Origin of the sequence: Clostridium sp. AM49-4BH (assembly GCF_003478335.1) — a bacterium.
GTDB lineage: Bacteria > Bacillota > Clostridia > Lachnospirales > Lachnospiraceae > Butyribacter.
The window spans coordinates 1-22,861 of record NZ_QUFB01000003.1 but is presented as its reverse complement, the minus strand read 5'-3'; the positions used below and the strand labels follow the sequence as shown (position 1 = coordinate 22,861).

At 43.6% G+C, this 22,861-nt stretch carries 13 protein-coding genes and 1 pseudogene; 9 read left to right on the top strand and 5 right to left on the bottom strand.

The features are described 5' to 3' along the window. The first annotated feature begins 1 nt into the window (after nt 1). From DW981_RS01515 to DW981_RS01495, 5 genes are all read left to right on the top strand, one after another. Nucleotides 2-2,059 (top strand): hypothetical protein, encoded by a 2,058-nt coding sequence (locus DW981_RS01515; protein WP_118506527.1) that lies wholly within the window; start codon nt 2-4, stop codon nt 2,057-2,059. Nucleotides 2,060-2,353: 294 nt separating this feature from the next. Next, nucleotides 2,354-4,165 carry a hypothetical protein gene (locus tag DW981_RS01510; protein ID WP_118506526.1) on the top strand — a complete coding sequence of 604 codons (1,812 nt, stop codon included), beginning with the start codon at nt 2,354-2,356 and terminating at the stop codon, nt 4,163-4,165. Nucleotides 4,166-4,528: 363 nt separating this feature from the next. Continuing rightward, nucleotides 4,529-6,031 (top strand): serine/threonine-protein kinase, encoded by a 1,503-nt coding sequence (locus DW981_RS01505; RefSeq protein WP_182434070.1) that lies wholly within the window; start codon nt 4,529-4,531, stop codon nt 6,029-6,031. Nucleotides 6,032-6,069: 38 nt separating this feature from the next. Then, nucleotides 6,070-7,497, top strand: coding sequence for a hypothetical protein (locus tag DW981_RS01500; RefSeq protein ID WP_118506524.1), 1,428 nt, complete (start codon nt 6,070-6,072; stop codon nt 7,495-7,497). A gap of 145 nt (nt 7,498-7,642) precedes the next feature. Then, nucleotides 7,643-9,790, top strand: coding sequence for a SulP family inorganic anion transporter (locus tag DW981_RS01495; protein WP_243034630.1), 2,148 nt, complete (start codon nt 7,643-7,645; stop codon nt 9,788-9,790). 82 nt (nt 9,791-9,872) lie between these two features. Here the strand turns inward: DW981_RS01495 and DW981_RS01490 are convergent. The 5 genes and pseudogenes from DW981_RS01490 to DW981_RS01470 all read right to left on the bottom strand — a co-directional run bounded on the left by DW981_RS01490 (nt 9,873) and on the right by DW981_RS01470 (nt 14,984). Next, nucleotides 9,873-10,561, bottom strand: a pseudogene (locus DW981_RS01490) (response regulator transcription factor). Between the two features lie 12 nt (nt 10,562-10,573). Beyond that, nucleotides 10,574-12,139, bottom strand: a complete 1,566-nt coding sequence (locus DW981_RS01485; RefSeq protein ID WP_022025431.1) for a HAMP domain-containing sensor histidine kinase — start codon at nt 12,137-12,139, stop codon at nt 10,574-10,576. Between the two features lie 41 nt (nt 12,140-12,180). Then, nucleotides 12,181-13,212, bottom strand: coding sequence for an LCP family protein (locus tag DW981_RS01480; RefSeq protein ID WP_118506523.1), 1,032 nt, complete (start codon nt 13,210-13,212; stop codon nt 12,181-12,183). Nucleotides 13,213-13,232: 20 nt separating this feature from the next. After that, complete coding sequence (locus DW981_RS01475; protein WP_118506522.1) at nt 13,233-13,526, bottom strand: hypothetical protein; 294 nt, start codon at nt 13,524-13,526, stop codon at nt 13,233-13,235. A gap of 27 nt (nt 13,527-13,553) precedes the next feature. Beyond that, nucleotides 13,554-14,984, bottom strand: coding sequence for an undecaprenyl-phosphate glucose phosphotransferase (locus DW981_RS01470; RefSeq protein WP_118506521.1), 1,431 nt, complete (start codon nt 14,982-14,984; stop codon nt 13,554-13,556). 302 nt (nt 14,985-15,286) lie between these two features. On the opposite strand from DW981_RS01470, the gene DW981_RS01465 reads away from it, so the two are divergent. The 4 genes from DW981_RS01465 to DW981_RS01445 all read left to right on the top strand — a co-directional run bounded on the left by DW981_RS01465 (nt 15,287) and on the right by DW981_RS01445 (nt 22,516). Continuing rightward, nucleotides 15,287-17,167 carry a trypsin-like peptidase domain-containing protein gene (locus DW981_RS01465; protein ID WP_182434069.1) on the top strand — a complete coding sequence of 627 codons (1,881 nt, stop codon included), beginning with the start codon at nt 15,287-15,289 and terminating at the stop codon, nt 17,165-17,167. A gap of 730 nt (nt 17,168-17,897) precedes the next feature. Further along, on the top strand, nt 17,898-19,643 hold the full coding sequence (locus DW981_RS01460) for a sulfatase-like hydrolase/transferase (protein WP_182434068.1): 1,746 nt from the start codon (nt 17,898-17,900) through the stop codon (nt 19,641-19,643). A gap of 65 nt (nt 19,644-19,708) precedes the next feature. Next, entirely contained in the window at nt 19,709-21,307 is a 1,599-nt protein-coding gene (locus tag DW981_RS01455; RefSeq protein ID WP_118506519.1) for a serine hydrolase domain-containing protein, read from the top strand. Between the two features lie 675 nt (nt 21,308-21,982). Next, a complete protein-coding gene (locus DW981_RS01445) occupies nt 21,983-22,516 on the top strand; it encodes a histidine phosphatase family protein (RefSeq protein ID WP_118506517.1) in 534 nt (177 codons plus the stop codon). Nucleotides 22,517-22,861: the final 345 nt, after the last annotated feature.

Here is a 22,861-nt window from a genome sequence, read left to right as displayed (position 1 = left end):
GATGGTATTGGCAACCATGGGCAGCAGTGAAGAGGTGCAGGAGAGAGAGCTTTATTCATATATTGTGAAGGATGGAGCCCAGAAGAGTGTAAACCGAATTACCTGTAATGATGCGGGAGAGACGCAGCCACGTGTGAAATATGTAACGAACGACGGTGGTATGTTCTTAGCAGCATGGAAGCAGTCGGAATACAAAAAAGGTGAACTTACAGATTCGTATTTGGCATTACAGGGGTATCAAAAAGATGGCAGTGCTAATGCAGTTTCTATGAAAGACTCCGGAGAAGTTACGGAGAATTTTGATTTTGCCAAAGGTGGAGATACGATCAGTGACACTGCTGTGTATTGGCAGTCGGCAGGCGATGACTCTAAGATGCATACGTATGTGAAATACTTGAATGCAAAGACGGGTACACTGTCGATGCAGTACGAGATTACTGGTACGGCGTCTGCTAATGAGATGTTGGTAGGAGGCAGTGTGGTAGTAGATGGTGACCGTTTTACAACAGTTTCATGTGCGCAGACATCAACACAGTCTGAGACGACGAAAGATACCGATCTGACGCAGACAAAGGACGAGGAGCAGCCGGCAAGACTGATCACCGGTACGAAGACCATTCAGAATGAGTTATCAGAGGTATCGGCAGATACTTTTGGACAGAACGTGGAGCAGAATAGTACGATCAATGTGACACTGTCCTTTGCGAATGCCGGACGGAAGGCTATGGATTCTGTCACAGTGAAACAGTCAGGTACAACGGTTGCGGATGCGCTTCCAATTCATTTGGAGAGTGGAGAGCGTGGTCAGGTGAGCTTTAGTTACACACTTGGCAATACCTTGCAAAATGAGACTTTTGAGGTTGCAGCAGACAATGGAGCAACTGCGAAGGCACAGTTAACGCTGCTTGGTACGGATATGGTACTTGGTAATCCGGAAGTGGTAGAGAATCTGCAAGGTGGAGAGCGTATTGTACAGGTCGTTATCAGCAATGCCGGTACAAAGGCGTTGACAGAGGATGATACGATCCGTGTTGCCTTGACATCTGTCGATAAGAAAGCAGTGACTGTGAAGCCGACAACTGCCGGTGCATCATTTGATGAGGATAAGAAGTTGATCGTTATTAGTGGTAAAGATGCTATGGAAGCGATCAACCGTGGTGAATATGTGTTACAGTTTAACTACACACCGAAATTTACCAGTGAAGCCAAGAATGTATCAATATCGTTGCAGGCAACAGCATACAATGGCAGTGCTGCAGCAGAGGAACTGAATCTGATCGATAATACGGCAGCCTTTAGTATTGTAAAACCTTCGAAGCAGTATGACAGACCATTGACGTTTACTTCAGTCATTGAAGATGGAAAGCTTAAAGCATTGGATGTATATAATCGTTACGAGAAGAAGGTTGCAAGAACCATTATCGTATCCAATGGTATCGAGACGAAAAAGATCAATGTCACGTTGGGAGCAGAGGAGGGCAAGACGTATGATGTTGGAATGGATGCAACGCCTGATGTTTCCTATGAGATGGAAGGTGATGATCCGGTTGTCATTCCGACACCGGAGCCGGAAGATGATCCAAATGTGACCCCATCTCCTAGTGGCGAGCCGACACAGAATCCGGTTGCAACTGTTAAGCCGACGAAGAGACCGGTTGTTAAGCCGACGAAGAGACCGGTGCCAACACAGACTGTCAAACCAACACATACGCCGCTGGTGAGACCGACTGTAAAACCAAGTGATAAGCCGAAAAAGGCGGCACCAAAGATTGTCGTTGGCAAAGCGAGATTCTTATCGGTTAAGAACAAGGCTTCCAAGAAGTTAGTCATTTCCATGAAAGTAGTTGCCAGAGCGAATGGATACTGCGTGCAGTATAGCACGAACAAAAAGTTCAAAAAGGCTAAAACGAAACTGACGAAGAAGAGAAAACTGACGATCAAGAAGCTGAAGAAAAAGAAGACCTATTATATTCGTGTACGCGCTTACCGATTAGATGAAAAGGGAAAGAAGATATTTGGTCCATACAGTAAAACGAAGAAGATAAAGATCAAGAAATAAGAGAGTTATCTTGTTTGTCCTGTGTTCCGCACAGGAACAATGATCCTGTGCGGACAATACTTATAAACCCTCTTTCTAAAAAGCATAGTCAATTCGAGAGATCGAAAAGACTATGCTTTTTTGCTTTAATAGGAAATTGCTGTTGTGTAGTGTGATAAAAGCGCTGGCTTTGCTTTTTTGCTTCTTGTATCGGCTGGCGATTATCGGTATAATAAAAGGAGTTTAATCTGAACGGATGGAAATATCCTGTAGATTTTTATGGTGAATGAGTAGAATTATGGTAAGGGGAGCATTATGAAAATAAGACAAAGGCGAATTGCGTGTATTGTGGTACTGGCATTATTGTGTTCGATGCCAGGTTTTTCAAATAGCATGATCCAAAAAGCGGCGGCTGAGGAAAATGAGACAGTGTGTGGTACGCCAAATTATGAAGCGACAAAGCAGTTCCAGGGGAAAGACGATGACTTTCGTGTAGGGATCAGTTATGTGTCAGAGAATTGGGATGAGGTGATCTTTGCAGATTTTACAACTACAGATGTGATGCAGATCACAAAAGAGGGAGATTATACCATTTCTTACACGACAGCATTGGATGATGGAATGAAGATGATCTGGCTGGATACCAATCTGTATTCGGGAAGCAAGATGAAAGTAGACGTTACCGGTATGACGATCACATCTGCGGACGGTACACAGAAGAACGAGTATTCTTTTTCTAATGGAAAACTGTTGCACCCGGGAAGTTTATGGGGATATCGTGATTCGGATGAAGAAAAAAATTACGCAGCAACGATTCTAAATCCGTATTTGGCATATCATTATTATGTTGCTGATTATTGCAACAATTATCGAGAAGAGTATACGTCATATGGTTTTAATGAATGGGATATGATCGATCTGTTCAGCGAAAAGATACTGACGTTAGGCGCCGGCTCTGTCATCGAGGTGGCGTTTACGGTATCCGACGTTTCAAAGAATACCAATACGAATGGAAATGGAAATGCGAATGGGAACGCGCACGAGAAGCCAACGGCAACGCCGGCACCGTATATCGATCACGAGCTTTGGGCGCAGAAAGGCATACACGCCTATGTATCCTACCAGATGGATTCGACTTGGGATTATCGCAGTAGTTTTACCAAAGACACCTACCTATCCAGTTATTCATATATTCGAGCAAATGGTAAGGAAGTGGATGCGGCAACGACAACCGTGAAAGATGTGTTTATTAACCGGGATGGTGAGTATACGGTTGGCATTAGTGGAATTAATTTAAGCGCGTCTCAAAAGTATAATATACTGCAGATCGCAACGGATCTGTCTGTGAAGACAGAGAAAAATGGGACAGGAATCTATTCCGGAGTTAACATTTCTAATGTCTCTCTGAAAGTAGATGGTGTGACGGTAGAACAAGGACTTACTCCGGTTTTATTGGAAAACGAGGACGCTGCCTGTTATGCATTGACATGTTGCTGGGAAACTTGCGGACCGTTATATGCGGCTGCCAGATATGGCAATATTGCGGTACCGATGGACAGCATAGAGATCACGTTTACGATCACCGGTCTCAAGGCGGCGCTCAATGATCTGAAAAACGGAACATATCGGGATCCGATGACGGGTAAAAAGGTAGCCAATGATACGATCACGCAAGAGGACATTGATGCTTCAACGGGGATAATTCCGATTGCAACGGTCAAACCAACGATCAGACCAACCGTGAAACCACGTGCGACAGCGAAATCAAAACCAAAGAAAAATGCAATATCCAAAAAGATGACGGCATCCAGACAAAAGGCTGCCAATAATATGATACGTCCAAAGATCAAAGCAGGTGCAGGACGGGTCGGTGTGATCCGTTATATTTCGCTGCGATTGTGTAAATACAAGGGCACAAATGTTATAATTTATTACCGCATGAAAAAAAGAGGTTGGAAGAGACTGCCGTTAACATCCAGTTCGATCCGAAAAAATCGCCGTCGTTTTCGTATACGCTGCAGCAGTCGCAGACAAACATATTATTTTCGGGTGAAGACCTATCGAAAAGTGCGAGGAAAAAAAGTAAAAAGTGTGTATTCTAATGTTGCGAAAGTGTCGATACGATGAAGAATGAAAAAAACGGAAAAATTTTAATGGGTATCAAGTTTGTGATATAATGAGCCTCAGAGAAAAACAAGCGGCTGCGAAGCAGACATTTGTTTTTCTGGGCTCATTAACGAGCAAATAAGCTTGTGTAACAAGCGAATAAGCTCTGAAGGAGCGGATTTGCGAGTTTAATAAAAAGGCTAATTGATGTATGATATAATAACTCCAAAATCCAGATGCTTCGCATCTGTCGTGCATTGCACTTTATGATTTTGTCGTTCACAAATTCTGCGCAAGTGAACAAGCTCCCTTGCGTTGCGAATTTGTGATATACTATTCTTAAAAATGTAAGCATAAGTAATGAATAACAAGGATGGACAGCGTATGACAACAGAACGAATGACATACTGCATGGGGTGCATGAAAGCCTTTCCCAAGGGAAAAGACAAAAGATCAACTTGTCCACTGTGTGGGTTTTCTCTGGAAAGTTATGATAGAGCACCACGTTGCATTCGTCTGGGGAGTATATTAAAAGAACGATATTTGATAGGCAGAGTTCTCGGTGAGGGGAGCTTTGGAATTACATATATTGGCAGGGATATGCTTCTCGACCAGATTGTAGCGATTAAAGAATATTTTCCGATCAATCATGTGAGCAGAGATATGTTGGAAGAGGAAAGTGATACGGGAAACACGGTATATGTGTATGCCGGGGACGAGGACGAAAGTTACAAGAATGGTCTGGAAAAATTTTATAATGAGGCAAAGATCTTAGCAAAGTTTCACGGCATCGCCGGCGTGGTTTCTGTTATTAATTTCTTTTATGCGAATGGAACAGCTTATTTGGTTATGGAATATGTAGACGGGATCACGCTAAAAGAATATATCAAAGAGCACGGTCCGATTGCCGGAGAGCGTGTACTCCAAATGATACATCCGGTGATCAAAGCATTATCTGCGATCCATAAGACAGGGATCATTCATAGAGATATCAGCCCGGATAATATATTAGTCAATCAAAAGGAAGAGTTAGTCTTAATTGATTTTGGGTCAGCCAGAGCAGAACGTCAGACTATGACACAGAGCATGACGGTGTTATTTAAGCGCGGATATACGCCGGAGGAGCAGTATCGCGGCAGAGGTAATTGGGGAGCTTGGTCTGACGTGTATTCTTTGTGTGCGACAATGTATTTTATGTTGACAGGGATCGTGCCAAACGAGTCGATTGAGCGAATGATCCATGATGACATCAAGCTGTTGCGGGATATGCCACATATTCGGTTGTCTGCGACAGAAGAGGATGCGATCATGCGAGGCATGGCGGTCAAAGCAAATCGCAGATTTCAAAGCATGGAATCATTAGAAGCGGCACTGTATGAATCGAGAGGCTGGGTGCAGCGAGTGGTATTGTATTTTCAGCACAAGAGCAAACGCGTACTGTTGGCAGGGGGCGCAGTGGTGTTGGCAGGAGTGTTAGCTGTCTGTGCGCTTTTGACAACGGGCGGCAAATTGTCAGCCATTGGATCACCTGTGGCGTCAGGCAGACCAGGCATGACAGAATCAAAGACTGCTTCCGGACAGGCGATTAGTACCGATCATGCGGATGAGACGAATGCGAAAGCTTCCGCAGGGGCACAGAAGAACAATCCCGCAACATCGACAGTGGGGGATCCGCAACAGACAGCGGATGCAAAGCAGACAGTGACGCCAAAGAAAACGGCAAAGCCAAAGCGCACCACGAAACCAAAAAAGTCAGCGAAACCGAAGCGGACTGTTAAGCCAAAAAGCACTGCAAGATCCAAGGAAGCAGTATCTCCACAGAGAACTGTAACAGCGACGAAGAAACCTTCCAAGTCTAAGAAAAAGTTTGTTGGTGTCATTCCTTAATGAATAAAGACAGTAAGAAGAAATGGAGAACGTACGGCATGAATACAACAAGACGCGATGAATCAAAAAAGAAATTTTATGCGGAAGTAAAAGATATCCTGAAGAAAAAGCACCGGGAGAGTAGTTGGTATATGATGGAACTCATGGGTGTGGAGGGGAAGGAAGAAGCAGACCGTAAAAAGGCATTCCGCATTATGATGAATAAGCTGACCGAACCATATCCGGCTTCCAGACCAACAATGCGCCGGTGGTTTGGGATCAATGGTATGGCTACGCCAAATCGAGCTCAGGCATACATGATCAGCTTTTGTTTGGGATTTAGTGTGCAGCGGTTGAATCATTTTCTGCAGGAAGGAATTGGTCAGCCGGCGGCACAGTATAATGATTACAGAGAAGTTATCTTTTTATATTGTTTGGATCATCATTATTCTTATGAACAGGCACTTAAGATGATCGATGGCTATGAGAAATCGTTCCAAACGCAGACGCAATTAATACATACGCATAGTACGAATCAGCTCATGCAGGAGTTTGCCTATCATAAAAACAGCAGCAAAGAGGCATTCATGAAGTGGATGCGGGAAAACAGCCAATTTTTCAAGGGATATAGTCTGACAACTCTAGACTATCTGAATACTTACAAATATATGATAATAGACGTGATCAGAGAGGATGCAAAACGCAGCCTGGATAATCTGATCCGCGAGACAGATTTTGCAACATGGATCAGGATGAAATGTTCTGCGGAATCTGAAAAGGAGTATCAGTTGATCGAGAAATATATCGCCGGAGCCAGACGCAAGAAAAAAGATGTAAATAATGATGTATTGGAAATGCTTCACGAATTGAATCATATGGTCAATTCTAAGAAGGCGTATAATTCTACGATCATTGAACTGTTTTCAAATGAGGTAAAGCAATCACCCCTGCCGGAATTAACGTCCAAACATTTGTCGGATATGCTAAATACTCCTTTACAGAAAGAGCGGGAAATACGCACCAATATTGCGCTGAATGTACTTTCCGATATGGAGTCAAAGGAGGCTTGCCCGGAATGGATCGGTCGATTTATTGCAGATTACACGAAGGATAGTTATTATGCGGAGACGGTCTTGGAGGCTAAGGTCTGGGTCGAGAAATTCAGCAAAGAACATCATCGAAGATGCCAGCTCATTCAGCGCGAGGATTTTCTGCCGATGATACTGTATGTTGCACAAAAGCAATATCAAAGTTCGATCGAGCAAAAAGAGAGCAGATATGAGCAGGGAGAAGCTCTAGATGTTTTTCGTGACATGGTCAACAGCACATTTGCAGCATGTGGTATGCGTAAATGGAATCCAATGTATGAGTTGGATGCATTGCTGGCAGCCTGCTATCAGGAAGATGAGATGTTTTATTTTGGCGAATTATGTGATGCGGTAAATATGGCGCAGGAACAGGTTTTGACGGCAGGTCATGCGATGTAGTAAATCCGTAGGAATAGATTTTGCCTGCAGATCGTCAAAAAATGTGGTAAAATGATAGACAAGTGAGCATGTCAGACAACGGATACCTTTTGCTGCGGCCTTGATGCGGTTGCTGACAAAGACGTCTGAGATGGGAGGATTGTTTATGCGTTTATTTACTACATTACATAATTATAAAAAGAATTATTTGGCAAAGGATTTGATCGCGGGCGTTGTAATGGCGGCAGTGTCTATTCCGATCGCCATGGGATATGCGGAAGTATCGGGCCTTCCGGCCGTTTATGGGCTGTATGGTTCGGTACTTCCGATTCTTTTATTTGCCTGCTTTTCGACATCGCCACAGTTTATCTTTGGCGTGGATGCCGCACCGGCAGCAATTGTTGGCGCCAGTGTGAGCTCCCTTGGAATTGCATTTGGATCTGCGGAAGCGATTGATTATATTTCCATGATCGCCTTATGCACCGGATTGTGGTTGTTGCTGTTTTATGTATTGAAAGCCGGAAAGATGGTAGATTTTATATCGACACCGGTCATGGGTGGTTTTGTCAGTGGCATTGCTGTGACGATCATTTTGATGCAAATACCAAAGGTACTTGGTGCTTCCTCCGGAACAGGGGAGCTTCCGGAACTATTGCACCATTTATGGAAAACTATGCATCACGTGAATGGGATGTCAGTAGTATTGGGGTGTGCTTCTTTGCTGATCATTGTAATAAGCCGTAAAATAGCGCCGAAGTTTCCGATGGTCGTTGTTGTGATGGTGGCGGGTGTGCTTTTGACGAAATATGCTTCCTTAGGGCAATATGGCGTGCGTATGCTTGCAGATGTAAAAAACGGTCTCCCGTCATTTCATCTGCCGGATCTGGGCGGAGTAAACATGACGCAGGCCGTCGGAAGAGGACTTATCGTGGCAGTGGTGGTGATGGCAGAAACGCTGCTTTCTGAAAATAACTTTGCTTTTCAAAATGGATATAAGATCAAAGACAATCGTGAAATCTTGGCATGTGCTGTCGGAAATTTTGGTGCAGCCGTTGTTGGATGCTGTCCGGTCAACGGGAGTATTTCACGTACTTCCATGAATGACCAGTATGGCGGCAAAACGCAGTTAGTTTCGATCACAGCGAGTTTGACAATGGTATGTGTGTTGCTGTTTGGTACCGGATTTATAGGGTATTTGCCGGTGCCGGTGCTTACCGCTATCGTGATATCAGCCTTGATGAAAGTGGTGGAATTTGATCTGGCGGTGAGATTATTCCGCGTGAGTCGGATTGAATTTTATATTTATATGGCAGCTTTCTTTGGTGTACTGATGCTTGGAACAATTTACGGCGTTATCATTGGTATTATCTTATCTTTTGTAGAAGTCATTCTGCGTGAAACAGATCCTCCACGCTGCTTTTTGGGGATTATTCCGGGGCGGGATGGATTTTATGACCGCGCCAAAAATCGTTTTGCGTATCCGATCGATCATGTTGTTATGTATCAGTTCAGTGAGAGTTTATTTTTTGCAAATGTCAAAATTTTTGTGGATGATATTGAGCAAAGTATTACGGATGACACAAAGGTGGTCATTGTCGATGCCGGAGCTGTCACAAATATTGATATTACAGCGGCGGATCGGTTGGAACAGCTTGCAGACAGTCTGCAGGGCAGAGGCATTGCATTTTATATGACAGAGCATCACGAGGGGATCAACGCTAAGTTGCGAAAGCTTGGTAAAGGGCAGATGATCCAAAAAGGATATGTGCGCAGAACAATTACGGCTGCTTTACATGATGCAGGTATTAGGGAGCCTTATCCGGTAACTTCAATGCCGGAGCAGAAACGACAGTTTATTATGAATATTCCGGCAGAAGCAGAAAATACTTTGGAAGAATTTGCGTGGGCATTTGGAGAAGATACGGTTAATGAGATTGAGCGGCGTGTGCATATTGTGTTGGAACATATCCATCAGATGCCGGATCTCGAGCAGTTGGCTGAGCAGGGAATTGAGGAGTTGATGGAAACATGGCATACGCTTGGTGCGATCGATGAGGATGAATTCCTGCGTCGTATGGAACTTCATATGGACGAATTACCGGAGCATATGACAGAAGAACATAATCGCAGAGTTGTGCTGGAATTGATCGAAAAACGTCGTCGTCATATTGCCAGACAGCTGCAACAGGATAATCCTGAGATTTTAGAGAAATTGAAGGCTAGCCGTGTGAAGTTGGAAAAGCGTCTGGAAAAACAACAGCCGGAGGCCGCAAAACGGCTGCGCCGGCTGGAAGAAAAACTGCATCATAAATAAAACAATGGTTTAGAGACGGAACTGCGATCCAATCCCTGAAATGCAATTAGAGATGCAAATAATATCTAATATACGAAAGGGATCAGAGGCGGAAACGATATCCGACGCCCCAGATCGTTTCAATATATTTTGGCTTTGAGGTGTTTTCTTCGATCTTTTCGCGTATTTTTTTGATGTGTACGGTAACAGTTGCAATGTCACCGACAGATTCCATTTCCCAAATCTTCTTAAAGAGTTCTTCTTTGGAGTAAACATGGTTTGGATGTTCTGCCAAAAAGGTGAGGAGATCAAACTCTTTGGTGGTAAATGTTTTCTCTTCACCGGCAAGAATGACGCGGCGGGCTGTTTTATCAATAACCAGATCGCGGATCTCAATGACTTCATTTGTCTCCTGCCCGGCAGAGGTGAGCCGTTTGTAGCGGGACAGGTGCGCTTTGACGCGAGCTACCAGTTCGCTTGGACTGAACGGTTTGGTCATGTAATCATCAGCCCCCAGACCTAAACCGCGAATCTTATCAATGTCTTCCTTTTTGGCGGAAACCATAATGATCGGTGTGTTTTTCTTTTCACGGATCAGCTTACAGATCTCGAAACCATCCATGCCGGGTAACATCAGATCCAGTAAGATCAGGTCGAAATCTTCATCGATAGCTCTGGCAGCACCCTCACTGCCTCATGTTCGATCTCTACATGAAATTCGCTTAATTCTAAATAATCTTTTTCTAATTCTGCAATGGCAGTGTCATCTTCAATGATCAAAATATTGCTCATGAATGTACCTCCTTAGGATAAATCAGTGTTTTTTGCTTTTTTCAGGGTAAATATAATGCTCGTTCCAACGCCTTCTACACTTTCAGCCCACACTTTACCGCCGTGTGCAGAAATGATCTGCTCGACGATGGAGAGTCCCAGACCGCTTCCACCTGTTGATGAAGTTCTAGAGGCATCGGCGCGGTAAAATTGTTGGAATATATATGGTAAACTGGCTGCGGCAATGCCGGGGCCTTCATCCTCAATGTGGATCCGTATAAATTCGTCTGGTGGCAATGCCGGCTCAATCTCGGAACCGTCCTTATTGAGCTGTCGATACAATGGCGGCTGCTCCGGTTTAGAGGGTTCTTCGGTGATAATAACGTGCAGGGTAGACGGTGAATGATCCATATATTTTTCAGCATTATTCACGATGTTAAAGATCACTCGTTTTAATTTCTCGGGATCTGCCATCACCTTGGTGTCTGGCGGCGTAGAGTTAAACATGGACAATGTCATGCCGTAACTCTGCAGATCAAGGGAAAGATCTTCCATACAATCCGTAAAGTAATCGGACAGATTGATTGGAATGAGATCATAGTGAAGTCTGCTCTGTTCCATTTTGGCAAATAGAGAAAGTTCTTCGACCAAATAGGTCATATCGTTTGCTTTGGCATAAATAGTATGCAGATATTTGTGCTGCATTTCCTCGGTGCCCGCTATGCCGTCCAACAGTCCTTCGGAATACCCTTTGATCGCTGTTAATGGCGTCTTTAGATCATGAGATACGTTGTTTAGCATTTCACGGGTGGCGTCCTCGTAATGAATACGTTCATCCATCATAGATTTTAAGCGAATACGCATTTCCTCGAATTCCTGACATAATTCACCAATTTCATCCGACGATATCGGATGGATCGGGTAATCCAGATTACCGGCACCAATTTGAATCGTGGCAATGCGCAGTATGCTGATCGGATATGCGATACTTCGATAGAGCCAGATCACGAGGAGCAGCGCGGTGATCAAAATAATCGCTAAGAAAGAGTAGATCAGATCAAATATCGCTTTTTTCCAATGAGGTGCCAGAGATGCTAAATTGGTCACCAAAAAGAGCTGTCCCTGTGTTCCGTTGGAGAAGTAAAAGTCTTTTTTCTTAGTTACCATTGAAGCACCTTGATCCATATATACAATGTTGTCGGTACCTTTTTCATATTTAATAAAGCCTGGGAGCGTTTCCATTCTTTTGTGCTGCTTAGAATTGCCGGTGAATGTTACTTTACCGTCTATTTTCAAAATAAGGAACGAGTCGCGGCTTGCCAAATGGTCATTTGCTTTCTGGAGATAATCAGTATCGTAAAAGCGATCCGGATTCTGGTCTGCCGTCTGCACTAGGGCAACATAGTCGTTCATCGTTACATTAAAGATGATCGTGATCGGATTGAGAGATAATTCGTAGTCCGAAGATTCAATATCGTAGTTGCTTTTGAGAAATGTTGTCTGTCGTTCCATCACGAAGTGTACGCAAAGTACGCTCATGCCAAATGGAAATAAGATCATGATCAAAAAGGCAATAATAAGTTTGGTACGAATCTTCATAGTCAATCCCCCACAGTGGTCATGAAACCACTATCGTAAAGCTAATTGCTGGTTTCTTTGCTGATCGTGTGTACAAGTTTGCTTGGCTCGTAATTGTCGGTTCCAAACAGTTCTTTGTGCAGTTTCTTTACATTGGATACGAGTGTCGTTGGGAAGTCATAATATATACCGTCCCGCCCGCGGTGACAGCTTAATTTGTACGGAAATCCCTGTTGATCGCCAATCTCATAAAAAGGCAGGTACTTCATGAGTGACAGGATGTCCGATGTCGATAGGCTGGTGTATATCTGCGGAAAGATCTTATTCATGGCAGAGATCAGCGCAGTAGGACTCGATTTTTTTGCCTTGGCAAAAATAGCCTGAAGGACGGTTCGCTGTCGTTCTGCACGGGTGAAATCGCCACCCTTTGTATAGCGTACGCGGCAGTAGCCGGTAGCCTGTACGCCGGTCACTGTCTGTTTGCCGGGATGCTTGATCTTGGTATATTTTTGACCATTGATCTTTGCAACGTCGTGACCATAGGCGTTTACCCATTTTAACTCTTCTTTTTTGATCGTGAGTTCAACACCGCCCAATTCGTCAATAACATTCGTTAAAGCACTAAAGTTTACCGTGACAAAATCTTTAATATTCAGATCAAAGTTTTTGTTGAGTGTATTGACGGCAAGATCAGGACCGCCATACGCATAAGCGTGGTTGATCTTAGTGCAGCCATGATCATGGATTTTTACATAAGTGTCCCTATAAATGGACACTAACTTGACGTCGTGTGTTTTATTATTAATGCTTGCTACGATAATGGAATCACTTCGTGTATTCTTTCTTAGGTCGTTGGCACGGGAATCCACGCCGAACAGGGCAATATTGGTGTAATTCTTGATATTTGCATCCTGTTCCCCGCAAAGTGTCACATCTGATAGCGGATGATTTTCAATCGTATTCAGTGATTTTACCAAATAAACAAATATGCCGCCGACACATAAAGCAACGATCAGTAAAAGGCATAGTAAAAAACGGCGGATCGGATGGCGGCGTTTCTTATTACGTCTACCTGCTGCACCAACAGAGCGCATATCTCGTCTGCGGCTGTCTGTTACATTGCCGGAGCGTGCGTTATGACTGCGGCTGCCGATGAAACTGCCGGACCGTGCGCTATGACTTCGGCTGCCGGTTGAGTTGCCCGATCTCGTAGTTTGTCTGCGCTTTGCGTTGGTACTGATCTTTTTGTCGAACCAGTCTGACGAGCTCGTCTGACCGGCTCGCTGTAATCTTCATCCTCATAATATCCCGCGCTGCGGCGTGTTGCATAGTCAGCGTTGCGTCTGCGGCGCACTGCCTCCTGCGTACGCTCATTGCGGCGACGGTAATCTTCATAATCCTTTGCCATACCTCTATCAAACCCTTCCTCTTGTTATTAATAGGCATTTTTGTTGGTGTTGCGTCCAAAGAATGTTAAAAACAGTATTTTAAAATCCAACAAAAGTGTCCAGTTTTCTACATAATATAAATCGCATTCAATACGTTTGGTAATGGATGTGTCCCCGCGGTATCCGTTTACCTGTGCCCAGCCGGTCATACCCGGGCGAACCTGATGCTTGATCATATAACGCGGGATCTCTTCCTTAAATTTATTGACAAAATATGGTCTTTCCGGTCGAGGACCAACGAGACTCATATCACCCTTCAGCACGTTAAAGATCTGTGGAAGCTCATCCAAATTGGTCTTACGCATAAATTTACCAATGCTGGTAACACGAGGATCATTGGCTGTTGTCCAAGCCTTTTTCTCAGCAGACTCTTCCTGCACACGCATAGAACGGAACTTGTACATGGCAAATTCACGGTTGTGCAGTCCGACACGTACCTGCTTAAAAATAAGCGGTCCCGGTGAGGTGATCTTGATGATAAGAGACAACAGTAACATTGGAATGGCAAATATGATCAGAGCCACAACGCCGCCAAACAGATCAACGATACGCTTGATCGCATTGTTAAAGGAGGAACTAAGCGGCACATGACGCACATGAATGACAGGGATGCCATCCAGATCCTCTGTATATGGTTTTGTCGGGATGATATGATTATAATCCGGGATAAATTTTGTATGGATTCCCGATTTTTCACAGGTTGCCACAATCTTTTCCAGTTTGAAAAACTCCTGGATGCGAAGTGTGATAGCAATCTCATCGTACTTGTTGGTAGCAAGCAGATCGGCAAGTTGTCTGGTGTTGCCGATCACGTCCACATTTCGGTAAGATTCCCCGACCGGTTTGTTATCGTCCAAAATACCGTGTACATAATAGCCCCATTCCGGGTGAGCACGAAGACGGTCGATATAGCCCTCTGCCATACGGCTGTATCCAACTAATAGGATGTGTTTCAGGTTTTTGCCGCGTTTGCGCAACAGCTTCAATATGCTCATTACGATCAGACGGAAAATGTAATCTGCAGTCAGGTTGATCATAATAAACATGGTCAAAAACAGACGGGCGTAATCAGTCTGTTTGATAAAGTACAAAATTGCTGTACCATATACGATACCAAACAGGTTTGCCTTGATCAGGCAGTAAAGCTCATGACGTTTGCTGTTGGTTCGCTTTGGATCATATAAGCCGCAGAAACGGTATATAATGATAAAACATGGGATCAAAAATACCAATGTGTTGAGATATTGATCCAGCCGCAAATAATATCCGATGGGCGGACTGATAATGTGGTGACGGATCAACGGACTCCAAAGCTCGTTAAAACGCAGTTCGTAAGACAGCAGGAATGCTGCTGCAATAATAAGGGCATCTATTATAATATGAAATAAATTCAATAATCGTTGATTTTCTCGTATCAATGTAATATAAACCTCCCGCTTTTATTAATCTATCAGCTACCACAGTATTATAGTATTTTCTTCCATTATTCGCAATATCCAACTGGGATTTAACTTTTTCTTAAAGAAGTTTTCACAATAAGAACACAAATCACTGGTAGACTTACAGTCAGAAACTAAGAACAGCACATGAGATTCTTAGTTGTAAATGGTTAGAGCGTATGAGATACATTCGACAATCTGACCGACGAAAAATGTACACTCGGAGTGACTCGTTTTGAGAAGATACCGAGAGGACGTAAAATAGAAATGGAGGGTTAGATATGGAAGAGAACAAAAGAACAGATTCAGGATACACAGGTGAGTACGGTAATCCGGTGGAGCACAACGATGCACCACAGGTAGAAACAGAAAATGCGGCGGCTTACAGTGAGACAGCGCAGTCTGCTTCTGAGCAGGGCGCAAGCGCACAGGCAGAGCAGAGCAGTACTTACAGCTACTCATACAAGAATGGAGAGGGCACAAGCACACACTCCGGAGATTATTATGGCGGTGGAGCTGCACAGCCAAATAATGAATCTGCGCAGCAAAGCGGAGCCGGTCCACAGCAAATGAATGGTTACGGTTCACAGATGAACGGTGGTCCACAGCAGATGAACGGCGGTCCACAGATGAATTTCAGACAGCCGAACCAAAAACCACCGAAAGCAAAGAAATCAAAACAGCCGGGCAGCGTAAGTACCGGAAAGAAAATTGCATTTTGCATTGCATGTGCCGTTATCTTTGGTGTTGTTTCCGGAATATGTTTCCAAGGCGTTCGCTATGTAACGAATCGCTTCCTGCCTACGACAACATCATCTACCACGAAATTGCAGTCAACAACAGACGGTAAGAGTGCGAGCACAGCACAGAGCACCTCTTCTCCTTCGACTACGCAGACAGGATCCACAGACGTTTCCGGTATCGCGGAGCAGACTATGCCGGCAATCGTTGCTATCACAAGCACTTCACAGGGTGCGAACTATTATGACTTGTTTGGACAGCAGTATCAGGGACAGGATACGACCAGTGCCGGTTCCGGATTTATTGTAGGACAGAATGATAAAGAATTGCTGATCGCAACCAACAATCATGTTATAGACGGTGCAAAGACAATTTCTGTACAGTTTATTGATGAGCAGATTTACGAGGCAACGGTAAAAGGAACAGACAGCAGCAATGATCTGGCTGTTATCGCAGTACAGACATCTAAGATCAAAGAGAGCACAATGAACAAGATCCGCGTAGCTGATCTTGGCGATTCGAGCAAGATTAAAGTTGGTGAGATGGCAGTTGCTATCGGTAACGCACTTGGTTATGGTCAGTCGGTAACGGTTGGTTATATTAGTGCAAAAGATCGTGAAATTTCAGAATCTGAGAGTGGCAGCTCCAGTTCTTCCTCCTCTAATACGATCAAGGCAATTCAGACCGATGCAGCTATCAATCCTGGTAACAGTGGTGGTGCTTTGATCAATATGCAGGGGCAGGTTATCGGTATTAATTCTGCTAAGATCGCAGCTTCTGAAGTAGAAGGTGTTGGATATGCGATCCCGATTTCCGTCGCAAAACCGATCATTGAGGATCTGATGAATAAAGAAAACCTCAAAGATAGTGAAAAAGGCTATTTAGGAATCAGCGGAAGAACGGTTTCTGACGAGATGGCAGCCTACAATATGCCAAATGGTGTTTATGTTGCAGAAGTATCTAAGAATGGTGCGGCAGACAAAGCAGGCATCCAGAAAGGCGACATCATTACATCCATTAATAATATGGAAGTCCGTTCTATCGAAAGTCTGCAGGAAAAAGCCAATAGCTACAAAAAGGGAACTCAGGTAGAGATCATTTTGCAGAGAAGTGATTCTGGAACGTATAAAGAAAAGAAGGTGAAAGTTACACTGCAAGGTTCCAGTTCATTAAACGGTTTAAGTTCCGGCAAATCGTCCAACAATGACAGTCAGAGCGGCAATTCCGGCAACAACAGCCAGAATGGTAACAACGGTCAGAACGGCAGCAATGGCAACAGCGGTCAGAATGGCAGCAATGGTAACATCGGCAACAACGGCAACAACAGCCAGAATGGCAACAATGGTAACAACGGAAGTTCCGGCAGCGACAGCGGATCCGGCAACGATTGGTTCGGATTTGGAGATTTGTTTGGTAACTAATAGATACATGATAGAAAGACTCTAATAAGAAACTCAAACTTTGCACATCCAAAGCTGCTGTTCGATCACATATTGCTTGTTATGTCAGTAATAAATATGATATTTTGCAGCCGACAAGCTAACTTGTTCTGCCGTCAGCGAACTAAGATAATTGCCGCAGAACGCAGAGTTTTTGTGTGATTTCTTATTTTGTTAAGTCTCTGATGAATACATGCCTGAAGGAATGTCTGAGATGTCCCGGTTTAGCAAGGTATCATCGATTTTTGGACGGGACGCTTTCGCTACGATGCGCTACGTCACGTTACTTAATGTCTCTGAAACACGAGACATAAGTAACGACGAGCGCAAAGTCCCTTTCAAAAATGATGATTACCTTGCTTCCGGGACGTCGAGTTCTCCGTAAGGCATGTAAATCAAGCATCAGAGACAACAAAATTTAGAAATCACCTAAAACAAAAATGCGGTAAGGCAATTACTATAGTGCTCTGACGGCAGAAATCGCTATGTTGTGGCTGCAAAATACTTAGTATTCTTTGACATAACAAGCAATATGTATCGACAAGATGATTTTGGATGTGCGAAGCTTGAGCAAGAAATAAATGGGCCTGCCGTATTGACGGCGGGTCTTTTGCGTTGCATAATAACGCTATTGTTATTTTCTGAAGAATGCGGTTTTAGCATGTTTTTGTTAACGAATCGTTTTTTGGAATTCGTGGAATGGGGGAATGTTATGCTGAAAAAATGGTATGCAAAAGTTATTTTTTTCATACTATATAGTTTTGCATCGTATTGTATGATGCAGTTATTTCTTGATGCGAATCCTTTCACAATAGGAGTAAACGGGATTGCACGCAATATGTTTTTGTTCATGATCTATTATGGCGTGCTGCTTTGTTTCTTTCGCAAAATGCGCCCTGCATTATTGTTTGGTGGAATATTGATGATCCTTATTGGAGGGATCAATTATCTCGTAGTGCAATTTCGTGGCTATGGAATCATATTTATGGATTTTTACGCTATTTCTACGGCGATGACAGTGGCGGGGCGGTATACCGTTAAGATCATACCGTGCCTGATCGCGGCGACAGCGGTAGCGGTGTTGCAGATTGTTGCAGTGTGTGGGCTGCTTTCGAAGGAAACTGCTTGGAAACTGCGTGGTTCTTTGATCGGATTGATCGTATGTGTCGGGATGACAGTGGGGATGTTTGGCTCAGGACTTTTGATGGATGGTGTTAGTTCGGTATATTGGGATCATCAGATCGGTATGCAAAAATATGGCTACTTTGTTTATTTCCTTGCCAATGCACAGGTACATACGGTATCGGAGCCGGAAGGGTATAGTAAGGCGGCTGCTCAGAAGATATTGCAGCAATATGAAAAACAGGCAGTTTCCACGGGGCAGGAGCAGTCGCCCAACCTGATCATGATTATGAACGAAGCCTTTAGTGATCTGCGTGTATGGGGAGATTTTCAGACAAACCAAGCCGTGATGCCGTTTTGGGACAGCTTGCAGCAAAATACGGTAAAAGGGTTTGCACAGTCATCCGTTTATGGCGGTTATACAGCGAACTCGGAGTTTGAATTTTTGACCGGCTGTACGAAAGCATTTTTGCCGGGAAATCCCTATTTGGAATACATACATACCAAAACGCCGTCCCTATTATGGGACATGAAAAACAGGCAGGGGTCGTTCATTTATGCGATGCACCCGTATAATGCATCCGGTTATAATCGAAATCGTGTCTATCCGTTGATCGGGGTGGATTCTTTTGTGACGAAAGAAGAGTTTGTGGGAGCAAAGAAGGTGCGTGGTTTGATTTCGGATGAAGCAGATTATGACAAGATGATTGATCTTTATGAGCAGCAAAAAGGGGATAAGCCGTTTGTTATGTTTAATGTGACAATGCAAAATCACAATCCCTATACCAAGAAAAGTTCTTTCAAGGAACCGATCAAGGTCACATCTTTTCAGGCGGATCCGGAGGTAGAGCAGTATTTGTCCCTGATTCACGAATCGGATGCGGCATTGCAAAAATTAATTGCATATTATGAGAAACAGCCGGAGCAGGCAGTGATCGTTTTCTTTGGAGATCATCAGCCTCATTTGCCGGACTCCTTTTATTTCCAAATGACAGGAAAGATTCCTGCCGGTTTTACCAAAGAAGAGGCACTCAAAAAATACGAGATACCGTTTCTTATTTGGGCGAATTATGATATTACGGAAAAAGAAATTGATCATATATCGCTGAACTATTTGTCGACAGAAATGGCTGCAGATACCGGGCAGAGCATGAGTGCTTATCAATGTTTCTTACAGGCGATGCAACAGGAAATTTCTTCCTTGTCTGATAATGGCTGTTATGATGCAGAGGGGCGGTATTACACGTTGGAGGAAGCACCGGAATCCATGCAGCAATGGATCCGGGAATACAAGATCCTGCAATATTATATGTTGTTTGACGGTCAGGAGAGTTAGCTACTTTACGAACGCCATATTTTTCGATATAATACGTCTTATGTAATGCGATAAGGAGGAACAGCATGAGAAGATTTTATACAGTAATGACTGCAGTGGCGCTTACCGTAGCGACCGTGTTTTCCGGAGTGAGTACGGTACAGGCAGGCGGATATCATGAATATGATGTTGAAAAGTATGTCATGAACCAGTTATCTGCGGCAAGTGTGCCAGGGGTCAGCGTATCGATCGTCAGCGATCAAAAAGAAATTTACAGCGCTACGTTCGGTGTGGATGGCAAGACACAGTCTGATTATGTGTTAGGTAATCTGACACAGTCTATGACAGCGTTAGGTGTGTTGAGTCTGGCAGAAGATGGTGAGATCAAGTTAGAGGATGATATTACGACGTATTTGCCAAAATACAGTGCGCTGAAGGGTGTTACGATCGAAAAATTGCTTCATCAGACCACGGGGATCAAAAAAGAAACGATGTTAGACCAGGTGAAGGCCGAGGGCAAAGAAGGCATTTATCAGAATGCATATGTGAATTATTCCATTTTGGGTGAATTGATTGAAAGTGTTTCCGGTGAGACTTACGAAGAATATTTGACGGAAAATATATTGGATGCTTGCGGTATGACATCCACTTACAGCTTGCGCCAAAATCCGGAAATGCAGGAGGAAATGTCACCCGCATATAAAAATTATTTTGGTTATCCGGTTGCAGCCAAGTATCAATACAATGCATCGGATCAGTGGGCAACGGTATCTTCGGGGTATATGATCTCTGACGTAAAGGACATGGGCAAATATTTGCAGATGTATCTGAAGGAAGGCGGGGATGTCGTAAATCCGGAAGATATTGCAGGGGTATTACAAAATACCGTGCCGGTTATTAACAAGAGTAAAGAAGATAGTTTGTATGGAACTGAAGAAGCCTATGGTATGGGCTGGATGGCAACCCGGTACAAAGGCACGGATCTGTATTATCAGTCGGGTGTTTTGGAAAATCAAATGACAATGATGGCATTGATACCGGACAAAAAAATCGGTTTTGTCATGTTGTTTAATGGCGGCGATTACTTGGTCGGCAAACAGTTGATGGAAAAAATCTGCGTTGGTGTAACGGATATCCTTTTGGGAGAGAAAGCAGCGAACATTCCGTCAAATAGTTATCTGCTTCAGCATGGACTCATTGATCTGCTCCTTTTGATCATATTGGTGGGTTGCAGTCTGCCGATCTTTATGACCGGGATTTGGAGAAAACGTGCGGCAGCAGGTTTTCATGCGGCTCGTTTGGTCAAGGATATTTTTATCCAGATCGTATTACCTACGGCAGTGCTTGTTGTTGTGCAGAAGAAAATATTCCCATGGAAGTTGTTGTACCGTATTGTACCGGATGTGGTGATCGTAGCGGTCATTGCGATTGCACTTCTTTATATCGGTGGTTTGCTTAAACTTCTTCGCAGTGTCGCAATGGTGGTTCGATACAAGCTGGATCCGGAAGGATTTCACGCATCCTTAACAGTACAGGATGGGGAAGAGGTTCAAGCCGGTGAATTGATGGAATTAGTGCTTGACACACCGGACAAGTCGGAAGAAACTGAAGCCGAGGTGGAAGCTGCGGCAGCGCAAACGCAGCAGGAAGCTGCATCACAAACATCGGAATCCGAACAAAAATAATTTATGGTATTAAAAATGTGCTTGCAGTAATCTGTGGCATTCGTTGGGGGCAAAATATTTTTGCCCCCAATTTTAAGATTTTTAACTCAAACTTCGCACATCCAAAATTATCATGTTGTCACATATTGCTTATTATGTCAAAGAATACTATGTATTTTGCAGCCACAACATAGCTATTTCTGCCAGCAGAGAACTATAGTAATTGCCTTGCCGCATTTTCGTTTTTGTTGATTTCTAAATTTTGTTGTCTCTGATGTTTGATCTACATGCCCTTCGGGAACTTAAAAGTCCCGGAAGCAAGGTAATCATCATTTTTGAAAGGGACTTTGCGCTCGTCGTTACTTATGTCTCGTATTTCAGAGACATTAAGTAACGTGACGTAGCGCAGTGTAGCGAAAGCGTCCCGTCCAAAAATGGATGATACCTTGCTAATCCGGGACATCTCAGACACTCCTTCGGGCATGTATTCATCAGAGACATAACAAAATAAGAAATCAAACAAAAACTCTGCGCTCTGCGGCAATTATCTTAGTTCGCTGCCGGCAGAACAAGTTATCTTGTCGACTGCAAAATATCATATTTATTGCTGACATAATAAGCAATATGTGACCGAACAGCGGCTTTGGATGTGCGAAGTTTGAGTTTTTAAAAGTAGTAGGAAAGGATAAGATAAGGATGAAAAAAATATATTTTACACGTCATGGACAGACAATTTGGAATGTAGAAAATAAAATATGTGGTGCGACGGACATTGCATTGACAGAGCTGGGACATGAGCAGGCAATGGAACTGGGACGTAAGATTAGAGAACAAGGATTGAAGATAGATGAGATCCGTTATTCTCCGTTAATGCGTGCGGCAGACACCGCACATCATATTGCAGAGGCTACAGGAATCCCATGTGTGGAGGAACCAAGGCTCAAAGAACAGAACTTTGGTAAATACGAATCTACTGCTAGAAATGGCGCAGAGTTTAAGGTCGCTAAGAGAGAGTTTATCAATCATTATGAGGGTGGCGAATCCATGCTGCAGCTCGCACAGAGAGTATATAATTTACTGGACGAATTATTGAAGGATGATAAAACGTATCTGCTAGTTGCGCATAACGGTATAGCCCGCGTTGTGCAGTCCTATTTTGTGGACATGACGAATGACGAATACGCAGCATTTGGTATTGATAATTGTCAAGTGCTGGAATATGAAATTTAATGTCAAATTCTTAAAAACTCAAACTTCCCATACCAGAAGATTTTACAAGCCCATATAATAGGCAATATATGGCAGATATGGATGACAGTAGCATTTGGTATGGGAAATGCAAGATAATATGATATTCATTTACTATGTTATTGAAGTAGGGGGAGGGGTGAATTGAATTAGTTGACTGGAATTAGAATTCTTGGAAATTCAGCTTGCGTTTCTTGGGTAGTTAGACAATATGTAACGACCTCCACTTTGTAACTTCGTGGATTTACCTGTATACTAATGATTGTCAAAAGCAAATAGTAACAGGGATTACCGCATACAAAGGGAGGTCATCAAATGAATTATAAC